The sequence below is a fragment of the Actinoallomurus sp. CA-150999 genome, from assembly GCF_050942425.1.
In the GTDB taxonomy this organism is placed as follows: Bacteria; Actinomycetota; Actinomycetes; order Streptosporangiales; family Streptosporangiaceae; genus Actinoallomurus.
The window spans coordinates 7,127,505-7,148,875 of the sequence record NZ_CP192063.1; the positions used below are offsets into that span (position 1 = coordinate 7,127,505).

The 21,371-nt window shown below is 70.7% G+C and carries 21 protein-coding genes; 10 read left to right on the top strand and 11 right to left on the bottom strand.

Annotated elements, in window-relative coordinates; all coding sequences use genetic code 11:
* The first annotated feature begins 33 nt into the window (after window positions 1–33).
* Together ACQP2O_RS32985 and ACQP2O_RS32990 are read left to right on the top strand one after the other, a co-directional pair.
* Window positions 34–486: a hypothetical protein gene (locus ACQP2O_RS32985; RefSeq protein ID WP_433171905.1), complete on the top strand. Its 453-nt coding sequence runs from the start codon at window positions 34–36 to the stop codon at window positions 484–486.
* A 173-nt stretch (window positions 487–659) separates the two neighbouring features.
* The gene (locus ACQP2O_RS32990) at window positions 660–1,877 is read left to right on the top strand and encodes a serine hydrolase domain-containing protein (protein ID WP_433171907.1); all 1,218 of its coding nucleotides are present in this window, start codon (window positions 660–662) and stop codon (window positions 1,875–1,877) included.
* 115 nt (window positions 1,878–1,992) lie between these two features.
* On the opposite strand, the gene ACQP2O_RS32995 is transcribed toward ACQP2O_RS32990, so the two are convergent.
* From ACQP2O_RS32995 to ACQP2O_RS33005, 3 genes are all read right to left on the bottom strand, one after another.
* Window positions 1,993–3,081, bottom strand: a complete 1,089-nt coding sequence (locus ACQP2O_RS32995) for a cobalamin B12-binding domain-containing protein (protein WP_433171909.1) — start codon at window positions 3,079–3,081, stop codon at window positions 1,993–1,995.
* Window positions 3,082–3,083: 2 nt separating this feature from the next.
* Window positions 3,084–4,649 (bottom strand): PP2C family protein-serine/threonine phosphatase, encoded by a 1,566-nt coding sequence (locus ACQP2O_RS33000; protein WP_433171911.1) that lies wholly within the window; start codon window positions 4,647–4,649, stop codon window positions 3,084–3,086.
* 211 nt (window positions 4,650–4,860) lie between these two features.
* On the bottom strand, window positions 4,861–5,100 hold the full coding sequence (locus ACQP2O_RS33005; protein ID WP_433171913.1) for an EF-hand domain-containing protein: 240 nt from the start codon (window positions 5,098–5,100) through the stop codon (window positions 4,861–4,863).
* A gap of 139 nt (window positions 5,101–5,239) precedes the next feature.
* On the opposite strand from ACQP2O_RS33005, the gene ACQP2O_RS33010 reads away from it, so the two are divergent.
* Window positions 5,240–6,832: a purple acid phosphatase family protein gene (locus ACQP2O_RS33010; RefSeq protein WP_433171915.1), complete on the top strand. Its 1,593-nt coding sequence runs from the start codon at window positions 5,240–5,242 to the stop codon at window positions 6,830–6,832.
* Between the two features lie 92 nt (window positions 6,833–6,924).
* Here the strand turns inward: ACQP2O_RS33010 and ACQP2O_RS33015 are convergent, their stop codons facing one another.
* Together ACQP2O_RS33015 and ACQP2O_RS33020 are read right to left on the bottom strand one after the other, a co-directional pair.
* Window positions 6,925–7,245, bottom strand: a complete 321-nt coding sequence (locus ACQP2O_RS33015) for a histone-like nucleoid-structuring protein Lsr2 (protein ID WP_433171917.1) — start codon at window positions 7,243–7,245, stop codon at window positions 6,925–6,927.
* Window positions 7,246–7,417: 172 nt separating this feature from the next.
* Entirely contained in the window at window positions 7,418–10,102 is a 2,685-nt protein-coding gene (locus ACQP2O_RS33020; protein WP_433171919.1) for a galactose-binding domain-containing protein, read from the bottom strand.
* Between the two features lie 459 nt (window positions 10,103–10,561).
* On the opposite strand from ACQP2O_RS33020, the gene ACQP2O_RS33025 reads away from it, so the two are divergent.
* The 7 genes from ACQP2O_RS33025 to ACQP2O_RS33055 all read left to right on the top strand — a co-directional run bounded on the left by ACQP2O_RS33025 (window position 10,562) and on the right by ACQP2O_RS33055 (window position 15,385).
* Entirely contained in the window at window positions 10,562–10,684 is a 123-nt protein-coding gene (locus ACQP2O_RS33025) for a lasso RiPP family leader peptide-containing protein (protein ID WP_433171921.1), read from the top strand.
* A 60-nt stretch (window positions 10,685–10,744) separates the two neighbouring features.
* Window positions 10,745–12,568 (top strand): asparagine synthase-related protein, encoded by a 1,824-nt coding sequence (locus ACQP2O_RS33030; RefSeq protein WP_433171923.1) that lies wholly within the window; start codon window positions 10,745–10,747, stop codon window positions 12,566–12,568.
* Entirely contained in the window at window positions 12,555–12,836 is a 282-nt protein-coding gene (locus ACQP2O_RS33035) for a lasso peptide biosynthesis PqqD family chaperone (RefSeq protein WP_433191239.1), read from the top strand. The genes ACQP2O_RS33030 and ACQP2O_RS33035 overlap by 14 nt, the downstream gene beginning before the upstream one ends.
* Window positions 12,833–13,261, top strand: a complete 429-nt coding sequence (locus ACQP2O_RS33040) for a lasso peptide biosynthesis B2 protein (protein WP_360902932.1) — start codon at window positions 12,833–12,835, stop codon at window positions 13,259–13,261. The genes ACQP2O_RS33035 and ACQP2O_RS33040 overlap by 4 nt, the downstream gene beginning before the upstream one ends.
* Window positions 13,258–14,196 (top strand): ATP-binding cassette domain-containing protein, encoded by a 939-nt coding sequence (locus tag ACQP2O_RS33045; RefSeq protein ID WP_433171926.1) that lies wholly within the window; start codon window positions 13,258–13,260, stop codon window positions 14,194–14,196. Before ACQP2O_RS33040 ends, ACQP2O_RS33045 begins: the two co-directional genes overlap by 4 nt.
* The gene (locus ACQP2O_RS33050; protein ID WP_433171928.1) at window positions 14,196–15,047 is read left to right on the top strand and encodes an ABC transporter permease; all 852 of its coding nucleotides are present in this window, start codon (window positions 14,196–14,198) and stop codon (window positions 15,045–15,047) included. The genes ACQP2O_RS33045 and ACQP2O_RS33050 overlap by 1 nt, the downstream gene beginning before the upstream one ends.
* Before the next feature lie 140 nt (window positions 15,048–15,187).
* A complete protein-coding gene (locus tag ACQP2O_RS33055) occupies window positions 15,188–15,385 on the top strand; it encodes a hypothetical protein (protein ID WP_360902941.1) in 198 nt (65 codons plus the stop codon).
* A gap of 83 nt (window positions 15,386–15,468) precedes the next feature.
* Here the strand turns inward: ACQP2O_RS33055 and ACQP2O_RS33060 are convergent, their stop codons facing one another.
* Genes ACQP2O_RS33060 through ACQP2O_RS33085 form a run of 6 tightly spaced genes read right to left on the bottom strand, consistent with a single transcriptional unit; the run spans window position 15,469 to window position 21,348 of the window.
* Window positions 15,469–16,089 (bottom strand): L-threonylcarbamoyladenylate synthase, encoded by a 621-nt coding sequence (locus ACQP2O_RS33060; RefSeq protein WP_433171930.1) that lies wholly within the window; start codon window positions 16,087–16,089, stop codon window positions 15,469–15,471.
* A 60-nt stretch (window positions 16,090–16,149) separates the two neighbouring features.
* Window positions 16,150–16,737, bottom strand: a complete 588-nt coding sequence (locus ACQP2O_RS33065) for a maleylpyruvate isomerase family mycothiol-dependent enzyme (RefSeq protein WP_433171932.1) — start codon at window positions 16,735–16,737, stop codon at window positions 16,150–16,152.
* The gene (locus tag ACQP2O_RS33070) at window positions 16,734–17,549 is read right to left on the bottom strand and encodes a fumarylacetoacetate hydrolase family protein (protein ID WP_433171934.1); all 816 of its coding nucleotides are present in this window, start codon (window positions 17,547–17,549) and stop codon (window positions 16,734–16,736) included. Before ACQP2O_RS33070 ends, ACQP2O_RS33065 begins: the two co-directional genes overlap by 4 nt.
* On the bottom strand, window positions 17,546–18,646 hold the full coding sequence (locus ACQP2O_RS33075) for a cupin domain-containing protein (protein ID WP_433171936.1): 1,101 nt from the start codon (window positions 18,644–18,646) through the stop codon (window positions 17,546–17,548). The genes ACQP2O_RS33070 and ACQP2O_RS33075 overlap by 4 nt, the downstream gene beginning before the upstream one ends.
* 14 nt (window positions 18,647–18,660) lie before the next feature.
* A complete protein-coding gene (locus ACQP2O_RS33080) occupies window positions 18,661–20,439 on the bottom strand; it encodes a sulfatase (RefSeq protein WP_433171938.1) in 1,779 nt (592 codons plus the stop codon).
* A 15-nt stretch (window positions 20,440–20,454) separates the two neighbouring features.
* The gene (locus ACQP2O_RS33085; protein WP_433171940.1) at window positions 20,455–21,348 is read right to left on the bottom strand and encodes a formylglycine-generating enzyme family protein; all 894 of its coding nucleotides are present in this window, start codon (window positions 21,346–21,348) and stop codon (window positions 20,455–20,457) included.
* Between the last annotated feature and the right edge of the window lie 23 nt (window positions 21,349–21,371).

The following is a 21,371-nucleotide window of genomic DNA, read 5'->3' on the forward strand; positions in this document are numbered from 1 at the left end:
ACTTCTACTATCACGATAGTAGATGACGCTAGAATGAGTGAGTGGTACGTCTGCTCATCGTCGAGGACGACGAGACGCCGCGAGGCCTTCTATTGGGCGGCGATCCTGTTCACCTTCGCCCTGGGCACCGCCGCCGGTGACCTGGTCTCGGAGAAGCTGAACCTCGGCTACCTGGTGGCCGTGCTGTGCTTCGGCGCCTCGATCGCGGTCGTCGCCCTCGCCCACTTCGGCGTCAGGGTGAACGCGGTCCTGACCTTCTGGATCGCCTACATCCTCACCCGCCCCTTCGGCGCCTCCATCGGCGACTACCTCTCCCAGGCCCGCGGCGACGGCGGCCTCGGCCTGGGCACCGTCGTCACCAGCGCGCTCTTTCTCGTGACGATTCTGGGCCTCGTCGTCTACCTCGCCGTCTCGCGTAAGGACGAGAGTGCTCCCGAAATGGTCAACGGCGGGCGTACCACGAGTGGCCGCCACACCCGAGTGTGAACCCGCCGAACCGATCGACCACCGGAGCGGGCCCGGTGCCCGCCGGCTGAGCACGCACGACTAATGCTCAGTCCGTGGGAACGATTTCCCCGGAATGGTGTATCCAGCGTTACCCCGGAGACGGAAGGCTGCACCATGGGCATCGGGCCCTGCCCGTCGGTCTAATCGATCTCATGATGAAAGCACGAACGAGAAGACCGATGGTGCTCGCCGGGGCCGTTCTGGCCGCCTCCGTGGTGGCCGGCGCCGCGACCGCTTCGGCCGCTCCCCCGGCGACTGGCACGCTGCCGCCGCTGGATCCGGCGACGATGCGCGCAGCCATCGCCGGGCTGCCGAACGCGACCGTGACGGGCGCGATGGTCAAGGTCACCGGGCCCGCCGGGCACTGGAGCGGCACCTCCGGCGTCGGGGACGTCCGGACCGGGACGCCCGTGCCCGCGGACGGCCGGTTCCGGGCCGGCAGCATCTCCAAGGTGTTCACCGCCGTGGTCGTCCTTCAGCTCGTCGCCGAGCACAAGGTCGCCCTCGACCAGTCCGTCCAGCACTATCTGCCGGGCCTGCTGCCCGCCTCGTACCCGAAGGTCACGGTCCGGCAGCTCCTCGACCACACCAGCGGCCTGCCGACCGGCGGCAGTCTCGGCGCGCCGCACGGTGACCCGAACCAGTGGTTCGTGGACCACCGCTTCGACAGCTGGACGCCGCAGCAGATCGTCGCCGACGCGATGAAGAACCCGATGGACTTCGCGCCCGGCACCCGGCAGCGCTACAACGGCGTCAACTACTTCGTCGCCGGCCTCCTCATCGAGAAGGTGACCGGACGCTCCTACGCCCACGAGGTACAGCAGCGGATCCTCCGCCCTCTGCACCTGCGCGGCACCTTCGTCCTGGACCGGCGTGACCCGCGCCTCCCCGGTCCCCACTCGCACGGCTACGTCGCGGTGACCACGAACGGCAAGACCGTGCTGCACGACGTGTCCGAGCAGAGCCCCTATCCGTGGGCCGAGGGCGGGATCATCTCCACCAGCGACGACCTCGCCGGTTTCATCCGCGCCATCTTCCAGGGCCGCGTGGTGCCCCGCTCCGTGCTCGGCGCCATGTTCACCGTGCCGAACGTCGAGTACGCCGACAAGAACAACTGCAACATCGGACCCGGCGCCGGTCGTGCCTGTTACAGCGCGGGCCTGATGCGCGTGACCCTGCCCAACGGCGTGACGGGCTGGGGCAAGACCGGCTCGCGCCCCGGCTACACCAGCGGCATGTTCGCCTCCCGCGACCTCCGTCGCGTGCTGGTGTACTCGATGAACCCGACGGGCAACAAGGACGGCTCGGAGCAGCCCTACGTCCTCAAGATCGCCGCGGCCGCCTTCGACCCGTCCCTCACGGGTTCCTGACGCGTCGCCCGGCCTCGCAACGACCCGCCGCCCGCCCCTCCGTGCTACGGGACGGGCAGGCGGCCGGACTTCGCCCGTCGGCCAGGCATCCCGGGACGTGAGCACTCGCGGCCGGTCACGCCGACGCTCCCGGCCGGGCGGTCGCGATGCCCTCCAGCGCGGCGCGGCCGTCGCGGAGCAGGCCGACGGCGCGCGGGAGGTCCGTGAGCTGTTCGGCCAGCAGGTCCAGCGCCAAGGCGACCGAGTAGGCGGGAACGCCACGCGCCATGAGGATGTCGCCGGTCCAGGCCATGAACCGAGAGAACAGGCCGGAATCGTTCACGTAGAGGGCGACGCCGAGGAACTCGATGATGTGGGCGATGTCCTCAGCGGTGTGCTGACGCTGCCGGTCGTTGTAGCGGGCCATGGGCGGAAACCGTTCCGGCAGTGCGGCGAGGATCACTGAGACGAGCCGGTGGGCGTCGCGTGTGACCCGCGTGTACTCCTGGTCGGCCAGGTGCGGCAGGTCGTCCAGCGGCTGACGAGCGGGCACCGGGGCGAAAGGACCGGCGACGATCTCCTCGAGGCGGCCGACCGCCGCGCGGGCGTCAGGCGCCCAGCCGTCGGCACCGAGCCGGTCGGCGTAGCGGCCGCCGGGACCGAAGGCCGCGCCGCCTGCCATGACCGGGACGCCCGCAGCCTGGCTCGCGATGATCGTGGCGTGCGCGGTGGGCAGGCGGGTTGGGATGGACGAGGACAGGGCCAGCGCGTCCGGTCCTGTGCGGTGCAGGTGGTCGATCAGATGCGGGACGGGCACCTGCGCGCCGAGGAAGTCGACGTGCCAGCCCCGCAGCCGTAGGGTCTCCGCCAGCAGGCGGGCGGGGAGGGCATGCCACTCCCCGTCGACGCACGCCACCGTGATCCGGCCCCGCCACGGCTCCCGGGGCGAGGCCGTATGGTGGGCCACGGCGGCGATGACACGGTCGTTGATGGCCGTCGCGGCGTGCTCCTGGGCGACGCCGATTCGGTTCGCCGCCCATTCGACGCCGACCTTCGCCTGTACCGGCGCGATCACGTCCAACAGCGCCGACTCGGAGTCCAGGCCGGCGTCCACCGCCGGCAGTACGACCTCCACGGCGGCGTACTCGTCGCGCTCCTGCACCGCGTCCCACAGCCGGGCGGAAAGGACTGCGGTGGCGCTGCGGTCCGGAGTCGAAGCGGTCATCGTCAGGTTTCCCTGCCTCGTGGGTGTCGCTCCGCTGCTTTCCGGCGTCCGCCGTGCGGCGCGGTGATCGCGACGATGGCCATGTCGTCGTGTTCCCGGTTCCCGGCCCACTGCGCCGCGAGCATCTGCACGCGCTCCACGATGGCTTCGCCGGGCATCCCGGCGCATTCGGACAGAGCGTCCATCAGCCGCTGTTCGCCGAAGAGTGCGGCCTCACCGAGCGGGCCGCCACGGACCTCGGTGATGCCGTCGGTGTACAACACACAGGTCTCGCCGGGCGCCAGTTCGACCCGGACGGTCGTCGCTTCGATGTCGGCGAACGTCCCGATCAGGTCTCCTTGGGTGGCGGCCTTCTCGACGCCCCCGTCAGACCGCACGATGAGCGGCGGCGGATGCCCGGCGCTGGTCAGCCTCAGCCGGACACGATCACCGGTCCGTACCGCCGACGCCAGCACCAAGGTGGCGAACCGGCTCGACTCGGTGTTCAGCAGCGCCTCGTTGAGCAGGGACAGCATCCGCATGTGGTCGCCGGCCATGGGCAGCAGTGCGTGGAGCGTGGTGCGGATCTTGCCGGTGGTGACTGCCGCCTCCAGCCCTTTGCCGCACACGTCGCCGAGGACGACGAGGGACTCGGCGGCTTCGTCGGCACCGGGGTGGACGTCGTAGAAGTCACCGCCGATGAGGTCGCTGCGCACCGAGGCGCGATACGCGCCGGCGAAGTCCACGCCGTGGACGTGGCGCAGCCGGGGCGGCAGCAGTTCGCGCTTGAGGATCGCGGTGATCCCGGCCTGCTCGGCGTACATGCGGGCCGTCGACAGGGCCGCACCGGCCCGCGCGGCGAAGATCCGAGCGGATATCTCCTCGTTCTCGCTGAACACCGGCAGGCCGCTGCGGCGCAGCAGAATGAGCGCGCCGACCGGGATGCCATGGGCGGGCAGCGGCGTCACCACCACCGCGCCGACCGGCCCGCTGAACGCCTCCGGCACGGCCCACGACGGCAGTTCACCCGGATCGATCCGGTGGGAGGGCACCGGCGGGAGGCCCTGCAGTGCCTCGCTCAGCCCCGGCACCTCCTTGGCGTCGGCCTGCACCGTACGGCGGGATACGCCGGCTCCACGGATCGCGAAGGCCGTCGGCAGCCGGTCTCCCACCCCGGGCATGACCAGTACTGCGGCGTCGGCCAGGTGCTCGGCCGCCAGCCGTACCGTGACGTCCGTGCACCGGTCGATGTTCAAGGTCGACAGCAGGGCGGTGGACGTCTCCGCGAGGAACGTCGCGCGCTGCCGCTCCGCCACCAGCTCGGTCTCGGCCCGCCGCCGGTCCGTGTCGTCGACCAGCCACCACATCACGTTCCTGTCAGGTGCGCGGGTCGGGTACGCCTCGAAGCTGCGTTCCCCCACCTGTCCCCGCACAGGTTCGGCCCCGGTGCCAGGCCGATCCGCGACGCGGTGCGCCTCCGCCAGCCAGTCGGGCATCGTCGCGGCAAGGCTCGTCCCCGGCCGGGCTCGCGGAAACAGCCGGGCGGCGGCCTCGTTGAGCTCGACCACCCGGCCGTTGGCATCGGCCATCACCACTGGGTACGGAGCAGCGCCCCACAAGGCACCGGTCACCCGACCCGGGCCCTGCCGATCCGCGGGAGTAGCGCTGGAAACGTCCACGCGTCGGGCCCGCAGCCCCGCGAGCCCCCGCCACCTTTCCGATCGAGAACGTCACTAGCTTGGTTGTCACGCTAGCCGCTCGCCGAAAATACCTGGTCGGAGGCCCTGACCGTACGCGATGTCAGCTTTCGGACCCCAGCTCAGGGAGGTTCTCGGCCAGGGGGACGAACTCCGTCACCGACAGCAGCCCGTCGTGATCGGTGTCGTACTCGGCGAACAGCGCCTTGACGATCCCCGACAGATCATTCACCTCGGCCGCCGGGAACATCCCCGCGATCGCCGCGGTCACCTCGTCGACGGTGAGCCGCCCATCCCCATCGGTGTCGTACCGAGCGAACACCGCCTCGTACTGATCGGACATGATTCCCTTCCACCAGAGCGACCGTGGCCCCCGATCGTAACCACCGGCGCAGTGTTCACGCACCTGAGATGATCGGTTCACGCCTCGATTACCAGCGACGACGATTGTGCTCCCGGGTATCGAACGATGAGGAGTCCTGATGGCCGAGTCCCGAAACGAGTCACACGACCAGGTCGCCAGACGGCAGGTTCTGCGCGGTCTGGGCGGGCTGGCCATCGCCGCGCCGGTCCTGGCCCGGCCCGGCAGCGCCGCGGCACTGGTGACCACCCCGGACCAGGCCGGAGCGCCGGCACCGGAGCAGCTGCACCTGCAGTTCGGCGCGGACGCCGCGCATGAGGTGGCGGTGTCCTGGGCCGCGCCGCAGCGGGTCCGCCGTCCGGTCGTCCGGCTCGGCAGGCCGGGTCATGGGCTCGGTTCGGAGGTCGAGGCCGAGGAGCGGGTCTACACGGAGGCCCTCACCGGAGAGACCGTCTACACGTACCACGCCGTCCTGCCCCGGCTCGCCGCCGACACCCGCTACGAGTACCACGTGGCGCACCGCGGCGCGGCGCCGCTCGGCGGGTCGTTCCGCACGGCGCCCCGCGGCCGGTCGAAGGGCTTCCGGTTCACCAGCTTCGGTGACCAGGCCATTCCCGCCAAGGTCGGCAAGGGCCTCGGGCCGGCCACGCCGAACGCCGGCTACATCGTCGACGCCGTGGAGCGGCTCGACCCGCTGTTCCACCTGCTCAACGGCGACCTGTGCTACGCGAACGTCAGTGACGCGCCCGTGCAGACGTGGCAGTCCTTCTTCAACAACAACCAGCGTTCGGCGCGCAACCGCCCGTGGATGCCCTGTGCGGGCAACCACGAGAACGAGGTCGGCAACGGCCCGGAGGGCTACCTGTCGTACCAGACCCGCTTCACGCTGCCGGGCAACGGATCACGGGAGTTCGCCGGCAACTGGTACGCCTTCACGGTCGGCCCGATCCGGGTGATCTCCATCAACAATGACGACGTGTGCCTGCAGGATGGCGCGTTCAGCGCGTACCGGCGCGACAACGTCCCCGGCTACAAGGCGAAGGGGTACGACCCCTACATCCGCGGATACAGCCACGGGGCGCAGAAGGCCTGGCTGGAGCGGACGCTCCGCGCGGCGAGCAAGGACCCGGCCATCGACTGGATCATCGTCTGCATGCACCAGGTGGCGATGTCCTCCGCGCACTTCAACGGCGCCGATCTCGGCATCCGCCAGGAGTTCCTCCCTCTTTTCGACAAGTACGGCGTCGACCTCGTCGTAGCCGGGCACGAGCATCATTTCGAGCGGACCTTCCCGGTCAAGGGGGTGCTGCCGGGCAGCTCGCTGCTCACGCCGGCGCCGCAGGCCACCGATGCGTCCGTCATCGACACCACCAAGGGTGCCGTGCACATGATCATCGGCGGCGGCGGGCACTCCTCCGCGACGCCGTGGTCGGCGTTCGACTCACCGCACGACGGCGTAGTGATCTACGACGTGGGCCCCGGCGACCCGACGACCCAGCGCGCTTCCAAGACCACCACCGAGCCCGCGCCCTGGTCGGCGTACCGCGACCTGCAGCGGCCGTACGGCTTCGCCGCGTTCGACTTCGAGCCGCACGCCCCGGGCGGGAACACCGAGATCACCGTCACCCACTACGGCGCCGACCTCGGCTCCGCCGATTACCAGGAGCTGGACCGGTTCGTGCTCCGCAAGCCGCACGGCGGGCACCGGGCGTGATCGCCTGATCGAGCGACGCACCGGGCGCGGGCATATGCCCCGTCCGGTGCTGCTCCAGATCGACACACGCCACAGCACGGGACTCCGCGACGTCAGTGTGCTCGCTGATACTCTTCGACGATCGTCGCCGGGATCCGACCGCGTTCGCTGACCTCGATTCCGCTGGCCTTCGCCCACGCACGGATGTCCGCGCTGCGCCGTCGGCTGGCAACGGCACGGCCTCCCGGCTGCCGGACGCCACCGGATCGCCGTGCACTCTGCACGAACGGCGACAGACGGTCACGCAGTATTCGCGCGTTGTCGGCACTGAGGTCGATTTCATACGTGACCCCGTCGATGGCGAACGAGACCGTCTCTTCCGCTTCGTCGCCATCCAGATCGTCGATAAGGCGTTTAATGACTTGCTGCGCCATTTTGTTCCTCCCTGGTTTCGGGGGAACAATAGTAACGTAAGCAGTTCGGCCGCTCATGAAACTCTCATGAGGGGTCCTTCATGGTCTGCGGAGCAACTTCTACGCTCCCGGCCATGAATGAAAAACTACACGACCACGACCGAGGCCTGTCATTCGGCCTGGTCACATTCATTCATCGGCCGGGCGCGGTGAGGACCTGGACCTCGGCGAGCGCGAGTTGGCCGGTCCCGGCGAGTTGGACGCGGACGTACCGGCCGCCGCGCCCGACGGGAATCGTGGTCGGCCGCCCGGCCTGTGCGGTCTCGTGGTGGGACCACACCCCTGGCTGCGCGAGCGTGTCGCTCAGCGAGGTGGACGAGAAAGGCGCGTCGGAGACGAAGACGTAGTAGTCCGCGAGCCCGGCGGCGCAGCAGTCCGCCCGGTTGTAGACCGCGATCCGCTCGATCGGGTAGGAGGCTCCCGCGTCGACCTGCCACCACGGCTGCGCCTCGCTCTTCGTGCCGGCGTAGTTGTTCAGGTCGTCGTCCGCCGCATAGCTCGCGGGATAATTGGCGGACACCGTCGAGGACTGCGCGACCTGCTTGCCGAGCGCCACATTCGGCGGAGGCACCGCACCGGATGCCGTTCCGGCCCGCGTGGTGACGGTCACCGCGGTCGGGGGCGTGCCGGACGGCGCCGTGGCCACGAGGAAGGCCGGCGAGAGCACGCGCACGCCCTCGGCGGGCCGCCCGGCGAAGCTCACCCGCGTACCGGCGGTGAACCCGTCCCCCGCCACGAAGACCGTGTGGCCCGCGGCCTGGGCATAGCGGACCAGCGGCGGCCGGCCGGTCACGAGGTCGCGGAAGCCGGCCCGCGGGCCGGCGGCGGCCACGGTCCCGGCCGGCAGGTCGGTCGCCATCGGCCGCAGGGGCAGCGTCGCGTTGCCGGTGTAGGTGACGTCGGTGCCGCCGGGCGGGTTGCAGTGGTATTGGCCGATGGGCTGCGCGGAGTAGTTCCCGGTCACGTCGAAGTGTCCGGTGGTCTGGCAGCCGCCCTGGGACAGCTTGCCGTTCCACTCGACGTTGCCGTCCCAGTGGATCCACTCCGCTCCGGCGTCGTCGTACCAGGTGAAGTTGACGTTGCCCTGGTCGTAGGCGACGTTGCCCTGGGCGTGCAGTCCGTGCGCGATGCTCGCGGCGCGGTCGACCGTGCCGTCGGCGGCGCGGACGGTCTGGCCCTGGTGTCCTTCGACGTAGATGGCGCCGCCGTCGCTGAGCACCTGCATGAAGCCGTGGATGAGGTTGCCGCTGATCGTGTTGTCGCTGTTGACGTTCGTCGAGTTGTCCGGATGGTCGACGTTGTCCACGTGTCCCTGGATGACGCCCGCGCTGATCCCGGTGTACGGCACGTCCCGGATGTCGTTGTGCGCCACCGACGTGTGCCGGCCGAAGAAGAGCGTGATGGCCGCGGCGCTCGGGTAGTCGGTGCCGACGTGCTCGATCAGGTTGTCGTCGATGGTGTTGTACTCGTTGATCTCCCGGTCGTCCGCGCCCACGTCGGACGGGTGCGGGTCGGTGGTGTCCCCGAGGATCACGCCGTTGCCCGCTATCCCGCTGAACACGTTGCCCTCGACCGTGTTGTGCCGGCTCCCGTACTCGAATACCAGCCCCGCCGCGCCCAGGCCGGTGAAGCTGTTCCGGACGAAGGTCACGTTTTGCGCGGCATGCCACTGGACGCTGCCCGGTTCCCGGGTCAGCGAGCCGAACGGACAGGTCCCCGGCGGGTTCCCGAACGTGCAGGTGCCCTGCGGGTGGGCGGGGTCATCGCCGGTGAGCCGCAGGTTGTCCTGCACGTCGGCGAATCCGGCGGCCGAACTCGGCTCGTTCCACGTGGCGTACGCGAACCGCAGACCGGTGAAGGTGATGTCGTGCACCGGCCGGTCGAGCGTGCCGACGCCGGTGACCAGCGAGGTCAGCCGAGGTGCCTCGATGTCGAGACGGGCCATGTCCTGCCCCGGCAGCGGGACGTAGTCGAGCACGTGCCGCTCCGCGTCGAGATACCACTGTCCGGGGTGCAGGAACGGGTAGGCGTTCTCCATCCGGGTCGGCGCGGTGCCCGGCTTCATGTTGGGCAGGCTTCCGGAGGCCTGGGTGAACACGGGGCGGGCGGTGATGTTCCGCCAGCAGGGCTGTTGCATCTGCACGGAGGCGCCGCTCACCGAACCGACGCGGCAGCGCGACTGGGTCCAGTCCCCGTTGCCCGCGGTGTAGACGAACTCGACGCGGGCCATGGCGGCGGCGCCGATCTGATCCTGCAGTCCGGCGGCCCAGTCCGGTGAGGTGGTGTAGCCGCCGTCGGCGGCGGCGAACGTGACCCCCTGCTCGGCCGGGGTGGTCTGCGCGATCGGTGCCTCGCGGCCGTCGACGTAGATCTGACGGGTCTCGAGATCGGCGGGCACCGGAGCGGACCAGACGTGCTTCGCCGGGTCGGTCAGCCGCCAGCCCCGCACCTGCGTCGCTCCGCTCAGCACCGGGTGGGCGCCGGGCGCGGCGCTCCAGATCACCCGGTGCCCGTTGCGACCAGAGTCGTCCGGCCCGAACCGGAGCGGCGCGGTGAGCCGGTACGTGCCGTCGGCCAGCAGCACGACGACGTCCCGGCCCGCGCCCTTGGCGGTGCCGAGGACCTGCCGCTCGCGTTCCTGCGCGCCGGGCACGGAGCAGGGCCGGGCCCGGGTGCACGCCTGCCCGGATCCGCTTGGGGCCGCGTACAGCAGCGTCGGGGCCGGCGCGGCCGTCGCGGACGAGGTGGTGACGATACCCAGTGCGCTGGTCAGCAGAGCGGCAGCGAGGCCGGAGGCCAAGCGTACGGGTGCGGACATCGGATCTCCCAACGTGCGGCGGGCGTCAGACGGTCGGTTCTGGGATGAGCGCCTGCCCGGCCGGCGCCGACGAGGCAGTGGGGCGGCACGGTGCAGCGGCGGTCAGGACGATGTCGTCGCGGTGACGGGTGCCGGAGGCCGACGGCTCAGCGCATGGTTCGACCTCCACACCGCCCGATACATCCGATGTTTGTAGCCGGAGACTAGGAGCAGACGGAAGCCGAGGTCAAGACCCCAACACGCGATCTCGGTGTTCACCCGGACCGATCGTGGCCACAGAGGACGGCAATGGCCGCTCTGCCACTTGGCGGAAAATTGCGCCGTAAATCAAATTATATACAGATTATCCGCTTTATTTACCAACCGTAACCTTTACCCTACTAAACGTTGATGTCCAGGGCGTGAGGGTAGGACGACAGGCGCACAAACGATGGGACCAACGAAAGGAGGGGAACATTCATGGACCGCATTACGGAGCTAACGGCGTATGAGCCCCCGCGGGTGACCGAACTCGGTGTGTTCGGTGTCGTGACACGCGGCGGCTACGCGAGCGGCATGGACGACTACGGCGGGCGGCCGTAGTTGATGGAGGCCGCTGTCACCGGGTTCGTGGTGCTGCCTGACAGCGCCGCGGGTGCCGGCGTGAGGCGGTTGCTGGGAGGCGGGACGGTTCTGGACTATGCGTCCGGCCGGCCGTGCCTGGTGACCGCCTCGGCCGGCGACGTGAACCACACTGTGGTCCGCGCCCAGGTAGGCGGAGTCCGGCTGGTGGTGATCGGCGACACGCCGGTCACCGCCACGCGACTGGAGACCCTGGCGGCGCGGATCGCCTGCCTCGAAGACGCCGACGCGGTCGCCAAGCTCGTGCCCGGCAGCTTCCATCTGATCGCCGTCGTCGGCGACCGCGTGCGGGTGCAGGGCACCGCCTCGGGCCTGCGGCGGGTCTTCTTCACTCGCCTGGGCGGCGCGGTGGTGGCCGGCGACCGGGCGAGCGTGCTCGCCGCGCTGACGGGAGCGCGTGTCGACGTCGAGGCGCTGGCCGTCCGGCTCCTGGGCCTGGTCCCCGCTCCCCTGGCCACGCCGCTGTGGGAAGGGGTGCGCACGGTCCCGCCGGGAAGTGCCGCCCACCTCGACCCGGGCGGGCTTCGGCTGAGGGCCTGGTGGGCTCCGCCCGAGCCGCAGGTGCCGCTCAGCCGGGGAGCACCGGTGTTCGCCGCCGCCCTGGAAGAGGCCGTGAACGCGCGGGTCGGCCCGGGCACGGTGGTGGCCTGTGACCTGTCCGGTGGGCTGGATTCGACCCCGCTGAGTTTTCTGGCCGATGCCGCCGTACGCCGCCATGACGGCCGGCTGGTCACCTTCGCCAGAGGGGTCGGCGACCCCGCGCATGACGACGCCGCATGGGCCCGGCGCGCCCTGCGGCATCTGAGCGGCGAGCATGTGACAACCCGGCCGGGTGAGCCGGCCGGCTGGTTCGCCGACGTGGCGACTCCGGTGCGCGGCCTGGACGAGCCGCTGTTCCCGCTGCACCCCCTGGCGTGCAAGACCGGCACGGCCGCCCTCTTGGCCGCACACGGTGCCCGCGTCCACCTGACCGGTCACGGCGGGGACGAGCTCACCGTCGTTCCGCACTGTCATCTGCACGATCTCGCCCGCACCCGGACCGCCGCGCTCTGGCCGCTCCTGCGCGCCGGCCGCGCCCGGGAGCGCTGGCCCCTTCGGTCGTGTCTCCGCGCGCTGGCCGACCGTCGTACCTACGCGGAGTGGCTGGCCGACCAGATCGAGCTGCTGACCGCGCCCGAACCGCCGGCGCACCACCCGGACTTCGGCTGGGAGATGCCGTTGCGGCTGCCCGCCTGGGCCGCCCCGGCCGCGGTCGACGCGGTCGCGCGACGGCTACGCGTCATCGCCCGCGACGCTCGCCCGTACGCGACCGAGCGCGCCCAGCACCAGATCATCTCCAACGTGCTCAGGGTGGCATCGACCTACGCCGCCTTGCGGGACCTCACCGGCCGGGTCGGCGCCGCCACGCACGTCCCCTTCCTGGACGACCACGTCGTGAGCGCGGCCTTGGCCGTCCGGCTGGACCATCGCGTGGTCCCCGGCGTCTACAAGGCCCTCACCGTGGCCGCCATGCGCCCGTACCTGCCACCCGAATGTCTGACACGCACCACCAAGGCCGACTTCTCCGCCGATTTCTACGAGGGCCTGCGCGCGCATCGCGACCAGGTGCTCGCCCTGGCCGACGGCTCGCTGCTGGCCGAGTACGGCCTGGCCGACCCGGCGGCCCTCCGCGACGTCTGTGCCGGTACCCCGGCCGAGACCGGGCGCCCGGCGGTCCCCCTCATCACCTTCGTCGCCGTCGAGAACTGGCTGCGCGCCCAACCCGCCGGCGCCGGGAACACGGGCGCCGGCTCGACCGTCGGCCGGCGGAAAGGAGGACCGGTCCGTGAAGATGCGCCTGCCTGACCACGTCACTCTCACCCCTGTCGACCCCGAGCCGGGCGATGACGGCCGGCGGAACGGGGCGGTGCTGCTCGACGAACGCACCGGCCGCTACCACCACCTCAATCCCACCGCCCATCTGATCGTCGCGGGGCTGCTGGAGGGGGCGACCCAGGCCGAGGCCGCCGAACGCCTGGCGACCGCCTACCCCGACGCCGCCGCCCGCGCGGACTCCGACACCGGCGAGCTGATCTCCCACCTGACCCGCGCCGGGCTGCTGGAGTGGCGATGAGCGTCTCCTACGTCCACGAAAGGCGGCCTCGGCTGCCCTGGCGGCACCGCCCCGCCGCTCTGCTCGCGGTCGCCGCCGCCCATGTGATCGCCCGCCGGCCTCCCGCCCGCATCCGCGCCGTACTCGCCGTGGCCCGGCGCGGCGCCCGTCCGGCCACCGCCGCCCAGGCCAAGGCCGCCCGTGACGCCGTCATCGCGGTGAGCCTGTCCTGCGCCGGCGAGGGCTGCCTGCCCCGCTCCATCGCCACCGCCCTGCTGTGCCGTCTGCGTGGCACCTGGCCCACGTGGCGCACGGGCGTCCGCCTCTACCCCTTCTTCGCGCACGCCTGGGTCGAGGCCGACGGCCATCCGATCGACGAGCCCTACCCGCCGGGCTACCACACCCCCACCATCACCGTTCCGCCGACGACCGCCGCGCCTCCATGACACCGGCGCAGGAGGCGATCGTCACCCGGGGACTGACCAAGGTCTACGGCGACCTGACCGCGGTGGACGGCGTGGACCTGACCGTCCGGACCGGGGAGATGTTCGCCTTCCTCGGACCCAACGGCGCGGGCAAGTCGACCACCATCGCGATGCTGACCACCATGGCCCGTCCGACCGCCGGGTGCGCGGTCGTCGCGGGCGCGGACGTGAGCACCCACCCGGCAGCCGTACGCCGCCGGATCGGGGTGGTCTTCCAGGAGTCCACGGTCGACGACGACCTGACCGCCGAGGAGAACCTGGGCATCCACGCCACCCTGTACGGGATGCCTCGCCCGACCGCGCGGGCCCGCATCACCGAGATGCTGGACCTGGTCGGGCTGGCCGCGCACCGCCGGACCCGTCCGGCCACCTTCTCCGGCGGGATGACACGCCGCCTGGAGATCGCCCGCGGCCTGCTGCACCGGCCCCGCGTCCTGTTCCTCGACGAGCCCACCCTCGGCCTCGACCCGCATGCGCGTACCCGCGTGTGGGACCACCTTCGCCGCCTACGCCGGCAGGAACCGATCACGATCTTCCTGACGACGCACTACCTGGAAGAGGCCGAACACTGCGACCGAATGGCGATCATCGACCACGGCCACATCGTCGTGTGCGACACCCCCACCGCCCTCAAGGCGGCCCTCAGCACCGACCACGTCCACCTGCGCACCAGCGACGACATGGCCGCCCAAGCCGCGCTGGCGCGCGATCTGGGCCTGACCGCCGCCCTGCGAGCCGACGGGCTGCACCTGCACCTGCCCGACGCCGCCGCCGCCGTCCCCCGGCTCTGCGCCGCCCTGAACGTCCCCATCGCCTCCATCGAGGTCACCCGCCCCAGCCTCGACGACGTCTTTCTGCACTACACCGGCCACGCCATCACCAGGGCGGACTGCTGATGCTGCCGCGCATCGCACCCACAGCGACCGGCGACCATGCCGCCAACGACGCCGGCTGGTCGCCGGTCACCGAACTACGCGCCGCCCTCGCGCTCTGGCGGCGCGAGACGACCCGATACGTCCGCAATCGCGGCCACCTGGTGCTCACCCTGCTGCAACCGATGCTGTATCTCCTCATCGTCGGCACCGGGCTGAGCAGCCTCGTCCGCCATACCGGCCGCGGCGACTACCGAACGTTCCTGTTCCCCGGCGTCCTGCTCCTGGCCGTCCAGATCGCGGCCGTCGGCTCCGCCGGCTCCATCGTCCGCGACCGCGAGGGCGGCTTCCTGCGCGAGATGCTCGTCGCCCCCGTCCACCGCACCACCCTGCTGATCGGCAAGTGCCTGGGCGCCGCCACCATCGCCATCGGCCAGGGCACGGCCGTCCTCGCCCTCGCGCCCGTCGCCGGAGTCCCCTACAACCCGCTCCTGCTCGCCACCCTGATCTTCGAAATGGCCGTGCTGTCCCTGGTCCTGACGGCACTCACCGCGCTGCTCGCCGTCACCATCACCGACAGGGACACCTTCTACGCCACGGCCGGCGCCATCGTGCTCCCGATGACCTTCCTGTCCGGCATGTTGTTCCCGACCACCCTGGCGCCCGGCTGGCTCGTCGCCCTGATGGTCATCAACCCGCTCCTCTACATGACCGACGTGCTGCGCCGCACGATCCAGGCGTTCCTGCCCGCCCAGACGGCCATTCCCGCCACCCTCCCCTGGCATCCCCCGGTCGTCGCGGAGCTGGCGGTCATCGCCCTCGTCGGCCTCATCGCCCTGACCCAGGCCGCCCGCCGTTTCTCCCGCACCGCATAAAAGTCGAGCGCAGCAGCGGGACAGCCCTACTTGACCAATATTTGGGTACAAGCCCGGCGTCCATTCGCCATCCGTCGACACGTGGTCGACCCCGATTCCCATCGGTGCCGATCGCGGTCGACGTAGTCGTTGGAGTAACGATGAGAATCACCACGGCCGTGATCATCCTGTGGCTCATCATCGGTGCCATCGCCGCCGGGCAACGGCACTACTACAGCAGCGGGCCGAAGAACTGCTCCCAGGCGGGCACGCTCCTCGTCACGATCATCGCGGGCCCCCTCAACTACGTGGGTGTGAACCCCAAGATCTCCTGCAAGACCCCCGAACCCAGCAAGTGACATCTCTCCACCGGACCCGGACACCCGTATGACGGAACGCGGCCGGGCACGCCTCCGTCGCGCGCCCGGCCGGGCCACGGGTGCTACTCGAAGAGGGACGGGTCTCCCGCGCCTCTGCGGACGATCTCGGGCTCGTCCTGGGAGAAGTCGATCACCGTCGTCGGCACGGCGCCGCACTCGCCGGCGTCGATGACGGCGTCCACCGCGTGGTCGAGTCGCTCCTTGATGTCCCAGCCCTGCGTCATCGGCTCGGCGTCGTCGGGCAGGAGCAGGGTGCTCGACAGCAAAGGCTCGCCGAGTTCGGCCAGCAAGCCCTGGGTGACGACGTGATCGGGGATCCGGACACCGACGGTCTTCTTCTTGGGGTGCAGCAGCCGCCGCGGCACCTCCCTCGTCGCCGGCAGGATGAAGGTGTAGCTGCCGGGGGTCGCCGCCTTGATCGAGCGGAACAACGCGTTGCTGACCTGCACGAACTGGCCGAGCTGCGCGAAGTCCTTACAGACCAGGGTGAAGTGGTGACCGCTGTCGAGGCGGCGGATCTCTCTGATCCGGTCGATGCCCTCCTTGTTGCCCAGACGACACCCGAGCGCGAAGCACGAATCGGTCGGGTACACGATCAGCCCGTCCGCGCGAAGGATGTCGACCACCTGGCGGAGCACCCGAGGTTGCGGGTTGTCCGGATGCACATCGAAGTACCTGGCCATTTGCGAAGCTTAGGGGGAGAAGCCGCAGGTCGACCACCCGCACGCCGCCTTTTCCCAAGGTCACAGCCAGGGACCGAGCGTGGGCGCCTTGGCGGAGCGCCCAGTCAGCCACGCGGCGAGGTCCGCGGCCGACCCGCGAGACGCATGCTTGGCCACGGCGTCGGCGGCCAGCGCGGCGGCCAGATCGTCGGGCAGGTCGGCGAAGCCCACGCTATGGTCCAGGTCGACGGCGTGCACCGCGACCTCGCGTGCCCGCATCCAGGGGATCTCGCTCGCGGGGACCGTACGCCCCTGGGCGGTGATCACCATGTGGCGCCAGGCCGCCTCCGGTAGGGCGTCCAGGTCCGCCGCCAGAGCCCGGGCGGACCGATGGACGAGTACGCGCAGCTCGTCGGCCGGCAGTGCCGCCATGGCCCGGATCTCGGCGTCGCGCTGTGTGGGACCGGCGTACATCCGGTTCTCCACACCGGTCGCGGCCCAGTCGAGCAGGCGGCGCAGCGCCTCGGCGTTGCCGTGGACATGGGCGACGACGTGCCGCCGCGTCCACTCTGGCAGCCTGGTCGGCGCGGACAGTTCGTCGTCGGTCAGCCGGTCGACGACGCCGAGGAACAGCGCGGTGCCCAGGTCCATCCAGTCCCGGGAGCTCACGCCGTCCTCGCGGTGTTCTCCAGGCGTCCAATGCCCTCGATCTCGGTGACCACGGTGGTGCCGTCGGACAGGTAACGGGGCGGCTTGCGAGCATGGCCGACACCGCCGGGTGTGCCGGTGGCGATGACGTCCCCGGGCCGCAACGTGAGGATCGTGGAGGCGTAGCGGACCAGGTCGACCGGGTCGAACACCAGGTCGCCGGTGTCGGCCTTCTGCACGATCTCGCCGTCGACACGGCAGGTGATCGCCAGCCGGGGCCGTACGCCGCCGGGCAGCTCGTCGGGGGTGACCAGCACCGGCCCGAGCGGCGTGGTGCCCTCGAACGTCTTGCCCTGCAGCCATTCCTTCGTACGGAACTGCCAGTCCCGCATGGTGACGTCGTTCATGACGGTGAATCCGGCGATGGCCCGCTCCGCCTCCTCGGCGGACGCTCGCCGTACGGTCGCGCCGATCACCACCGCCAACTCGGCCTCCCAGTCCACCGCGGACGACTCGGGCGCGAGCTGGATGTCGTCGCGGGCGCCGATCAGCGCCTCGGCGAACTTGGCGAACAGCGTGGGGTGTTCGGGCAGGTCGCGGCCCATCTCCAGGATGTGCGTGCGGTAGTTGAGCCCCACGCACAGCACCTTCCCGGGCCGCGGCACGACGGGCGCCAGACCGGCGTCGACGGGGTGCACGGTGCCCCCCGCAGTGGGCCGGTCCGTACGGGCGAGCAGGTCGCCGACGTCGGAACAGCCCAGGTCGACGTAGCCGTCGGCGGTGAGGCGGGCGGCGCGGGTGCCCCCGCCGGTGCGGATGGTCGCGAGTTTCACTGCGTGGTCTCCTGAAGGTTCAAACGCTCGAAGATCGGGGTGTCGCTGAAGCGGAAGAGGTCCAGGCCGCCCTCCGTGGCCAGCGTCAGCGGCTGCCACGACGGCACCGCGAACAGGTCGCCGCGCTCGACGGTCCAGGTCTCGTCGCCGACGGTGACCTGGCCGGTGCCGTCGAACACCTGGTAGACCGACGAGCCCACCTCCTGGGAGGCGGCGGTCTCGGTGCCGGGTGCCAGCCGGTGGAACTCGGCGCGCAGCGTCGGCATGACGTCGCCGCCGGTGGTGGGATTGGTGTAGCGCACGGCGGCGTGGCCCGGCTCCACGGTGACCCGATCGCCTTCCGCCTCCAGCGCCAGTTGCTCGGCCAGCGCCCGGTCGGTGTGCTCCCACCGGTAGGCGAGCAGCGGCGTCGCCGGGGTGGGCCTGAGGTGGGTCAGCGGCCGCAGCCCCGGGTGCCCCCACAGCCGCTCCGAACGCGACCGCTCCGGCGCCTCCCGGGTCTCGACCTCATCGGGCCCGAACTCGAAGAACGTGGCGTCGACGAGGTGCTGGAACGGGATGTCGAGCCCGTCGATCCACGCCATGGGCCGGTCGGTGACGTTGTGGTGGCCGTGCCAGTGCCAGCCCGCCTGCGGCAGGAAGTCGCCCCGGCGCATCGCCACCGGGTCGCCGTCGACGACCGTCCACACTCCTTCTCCCTCGACGACGAACCGGAACGCGTTCTGGGTGTGGCGGTGCACGGGGGCGTCCTCACCCGGGTTGAGGTACTGGATCGCCGCCCACAGCGTCGGCGTGGCGAACGGCCGGCCGCCCAGTCCCGGGTTGGCCAGCGCGATCGCCCGCCGCTCGCCGCCGCGTCCCACCGGCACGAGCCGCCCGGCCTGCTCGGCCATGGGCAGCAGCCTGCTCCAGCGCCACAGGTGCGGAACCGCCCGCGACCGCGGCGACAACGGCATGAGATCGCCGATCTCGGTCCACAGGGGGATGAGCAGCTCCGATTCGAAGCCGCGATACAGCTCCTCCAGGTCGGGGGTACGGGTGGGCTGGTCGTCGGCGTCGGTCGCGACGATCGTCACCGGCGATCCATCGACTGGCATGACGGACAACTCCTTCACAGTGGGGAACGAAGACCCGCGAGTTCGTCGGCGACGGCGTGCAGGCGGTCGCGGGGAAGCAGACCGATGGCGAACGCGGCGATCTGCAGCAGGGTCAGGTGACCGGCGATGCCGACGAGCGGGCCGTCGACCAGGTCCGGCACGTGACGGCGCAGGGCCGCGGCCGAATCCTCGTCGGCGAGCAGTCGCCGCAGCGGGATCTCGAGGCCGTCGGGACGGGCGAACTCCTCCGCGCGGGCCGGGCCCTGCCGACTTGCCCGCACCTGCTCCCACTGGGCGCGCACCAGGAGATGGTCCGGGGTGACCGGGCCGCTCTCGGGGAGGCCGAGGCGCTCGTACTGCTCGGGCGGCGCGTCGCTCGCTCGCAGCTGCTCCACGAGCAGGCCGACCATGCGGAGTTCGAGCTCGTCGTCGGCGAGCGGGTGCTCCTGGTCCGGATCCTCGGCCAGGTCGAACAGCAGGGTGCCGAAGGCGTACGGGTTGGCCATGGCGTGCCCGGTGGTCTTGAGCACCGGCACGCCCTTGGTGAACGGCAGTGGTCCGGCCAGCTCGGCGCCGCGAAGCTCCTCCGGGCGGAAGCGGCCTCGCATGTGGGTGGGCATCAGGGTGTGCTCGACGAGTGGCCGGTTGTCCGGTGCGGCGCACGCCCGCATGTAGACGTACCGGCCGTCGGTGACGCTGACGTGGCCGCCGAACGCGCCGAACAGCCCCACTTCGCGTACCGGCGTGTCCGCCGCGACCGTTTCGCGCAGCGGTACGCCCTGCATGTCCGGGGTCGGATTCAGGCCGAAGAACTCCAGCAGCGTCGGCGCGAGGTCGATCGTCTGGACCAGGGACTCGCGTCGTTCGCCCCGTACCCCGCTGCGAGGATCCCAGATGAACAGGGGCGTATGGATGGTCTCGTCGAACCACGGGGCGACGTTCTTGCCCCACCAGCCGTGCTCGCCGAGCAGGAACCCGTGGTCGGTGCACACGATCAGCAGCGTGTCGTCCCAGAGCCCGAGCTCGTCCATGGTGTCCAGCACGCGGCCGAGCGAGTGGTCGCACATGGACAGCAGCGCGGTGTACTCGTACCGCAGGTGCTGCACCTGTTCGGGCGTCTCCAGCACCTGCTGGTAGTCGGGCCAGTCGAACAGCGGGCCGTCGTAGTCGTGCGGGTAGTGCTTCTTGTGCCGTTCGTAGCTGAAGAACGGCTCGTGCGGGTCGAAGGTCTCGATCTGCAGGAACCAGTCGTCGTCGCCGTGGTTGGTGCGGATGAACTCCAGCCCCGCGTCGAAGGTGCGGGTCTGCGGATGGTCGACCTCGTCGGTGAGGTACTGGCGGTTGATCCAGTCCTGACGGACGTATCCGAGCATCCGGCGCTTGAGCATCGTGGGCAGCTCGGGGTCGGCGACGTGGCCCTTCCAGCGATCGCCTTCCTGACCGCGGAAGAACTCATAGGTGCTGAACCGGTTGTGATAGGTGCCGCCGCCGTCCTCCCAGTAGTGCTGGTGATCGGTGACCAGATGGGAGTACACCCCGTTGTCGCCGAGGATCTCGGGCACAGAGTCGTCGAACGGCTCCAGCGGCCCCCAGCTGCGGTGCAGGAAGTTGTACCGCCCGGTGTGGAGCTCACGGCGGGCGGGCATGCACGGCATGCTGCCGGCGTAGCAGTTGTCGAACGTCGCCGTCCGCTCGGCCAGGCGGCTGAAGTTCGGCGCGTGCACCCAGTCGGCGCCATAGGGCGGGAGCATCTGGCGGTTCAGGCTGTCGAACATCACCATGATCGCCTTCATGGGTTTCGCCCTCCTTCAGAGCTGGACGTCGGCGGCGCAGCGGAAACCGAGGTTGCCGCCGGAGCTGTCGGGTGTGTTGGCGGTGCGGGCGGCGACGCGGTAGCGGTTGCAGTACGACTCGTGGCAGAGGTACGAGCCGCCCCGCATGGACCGTTCCGACATGCCGTCGGCGAACGGGTCGGCGCACCACTCCCACACGTTGCCCGAGGTGTTGTAGAGCCCGTAGCCGTTGGGCTGGTACGCGTCCACCGGTGCGGTGCCCGCGTAGCCGTCCTCGGCGGTGTTGTGCACGGGGAAGCGGCCCTGCCAGATGTTGCAGCGGTGTTCGCCGCCGGGGGTGAGTTCGTCGCCCCAGGGGTAGCGGGCCTGGTCCAGCCCGCCGCGCGCGGCGTACTCCCATTCGGCCTCGGTGGGCAGCCGGCCGCCCGCCCACTGGCAGTAGGCGTTCGCGTCGCGCCAGGAGATGTGGACCACCGGGTGGTCCGACCGGCCGTCCAGGTCGCTGTCCGGCCCTTCCGGATGCCGCCAGTACGCGCCAGGCACACCACACCACCAAGGGGTCTGCGGCGGCCGGGGCGCGGTCTTGCGCACCCGGCCGGGCAGGAACTTGGCGAACACGTAGCTCCAGCCGAACCGTTCGGCGTCCGTGCGGTACCCGGTCGCCTCGACGAACTCGGCGAACCGGGCGTTGGACACGCAGTACGGGTCGATCGCGAACGGCGCCACGACCACCTCGCGGACCGGCCCCTCGTGATCTTCGGGGAACCCGTCCTTGTCGTCGGTGCCCATGCGGAACGTTCCACCCGGCAGCACGATCAACTTGCCGAGATCGCCTCCGCCGCCGGCGATCGCGGTGGGGACGGGCGCGGGTCCGTCATCGGGCCGGGACGGGGCACAACAGTGGTCCATAAGGGCTCCTTCCACTCCCCTCC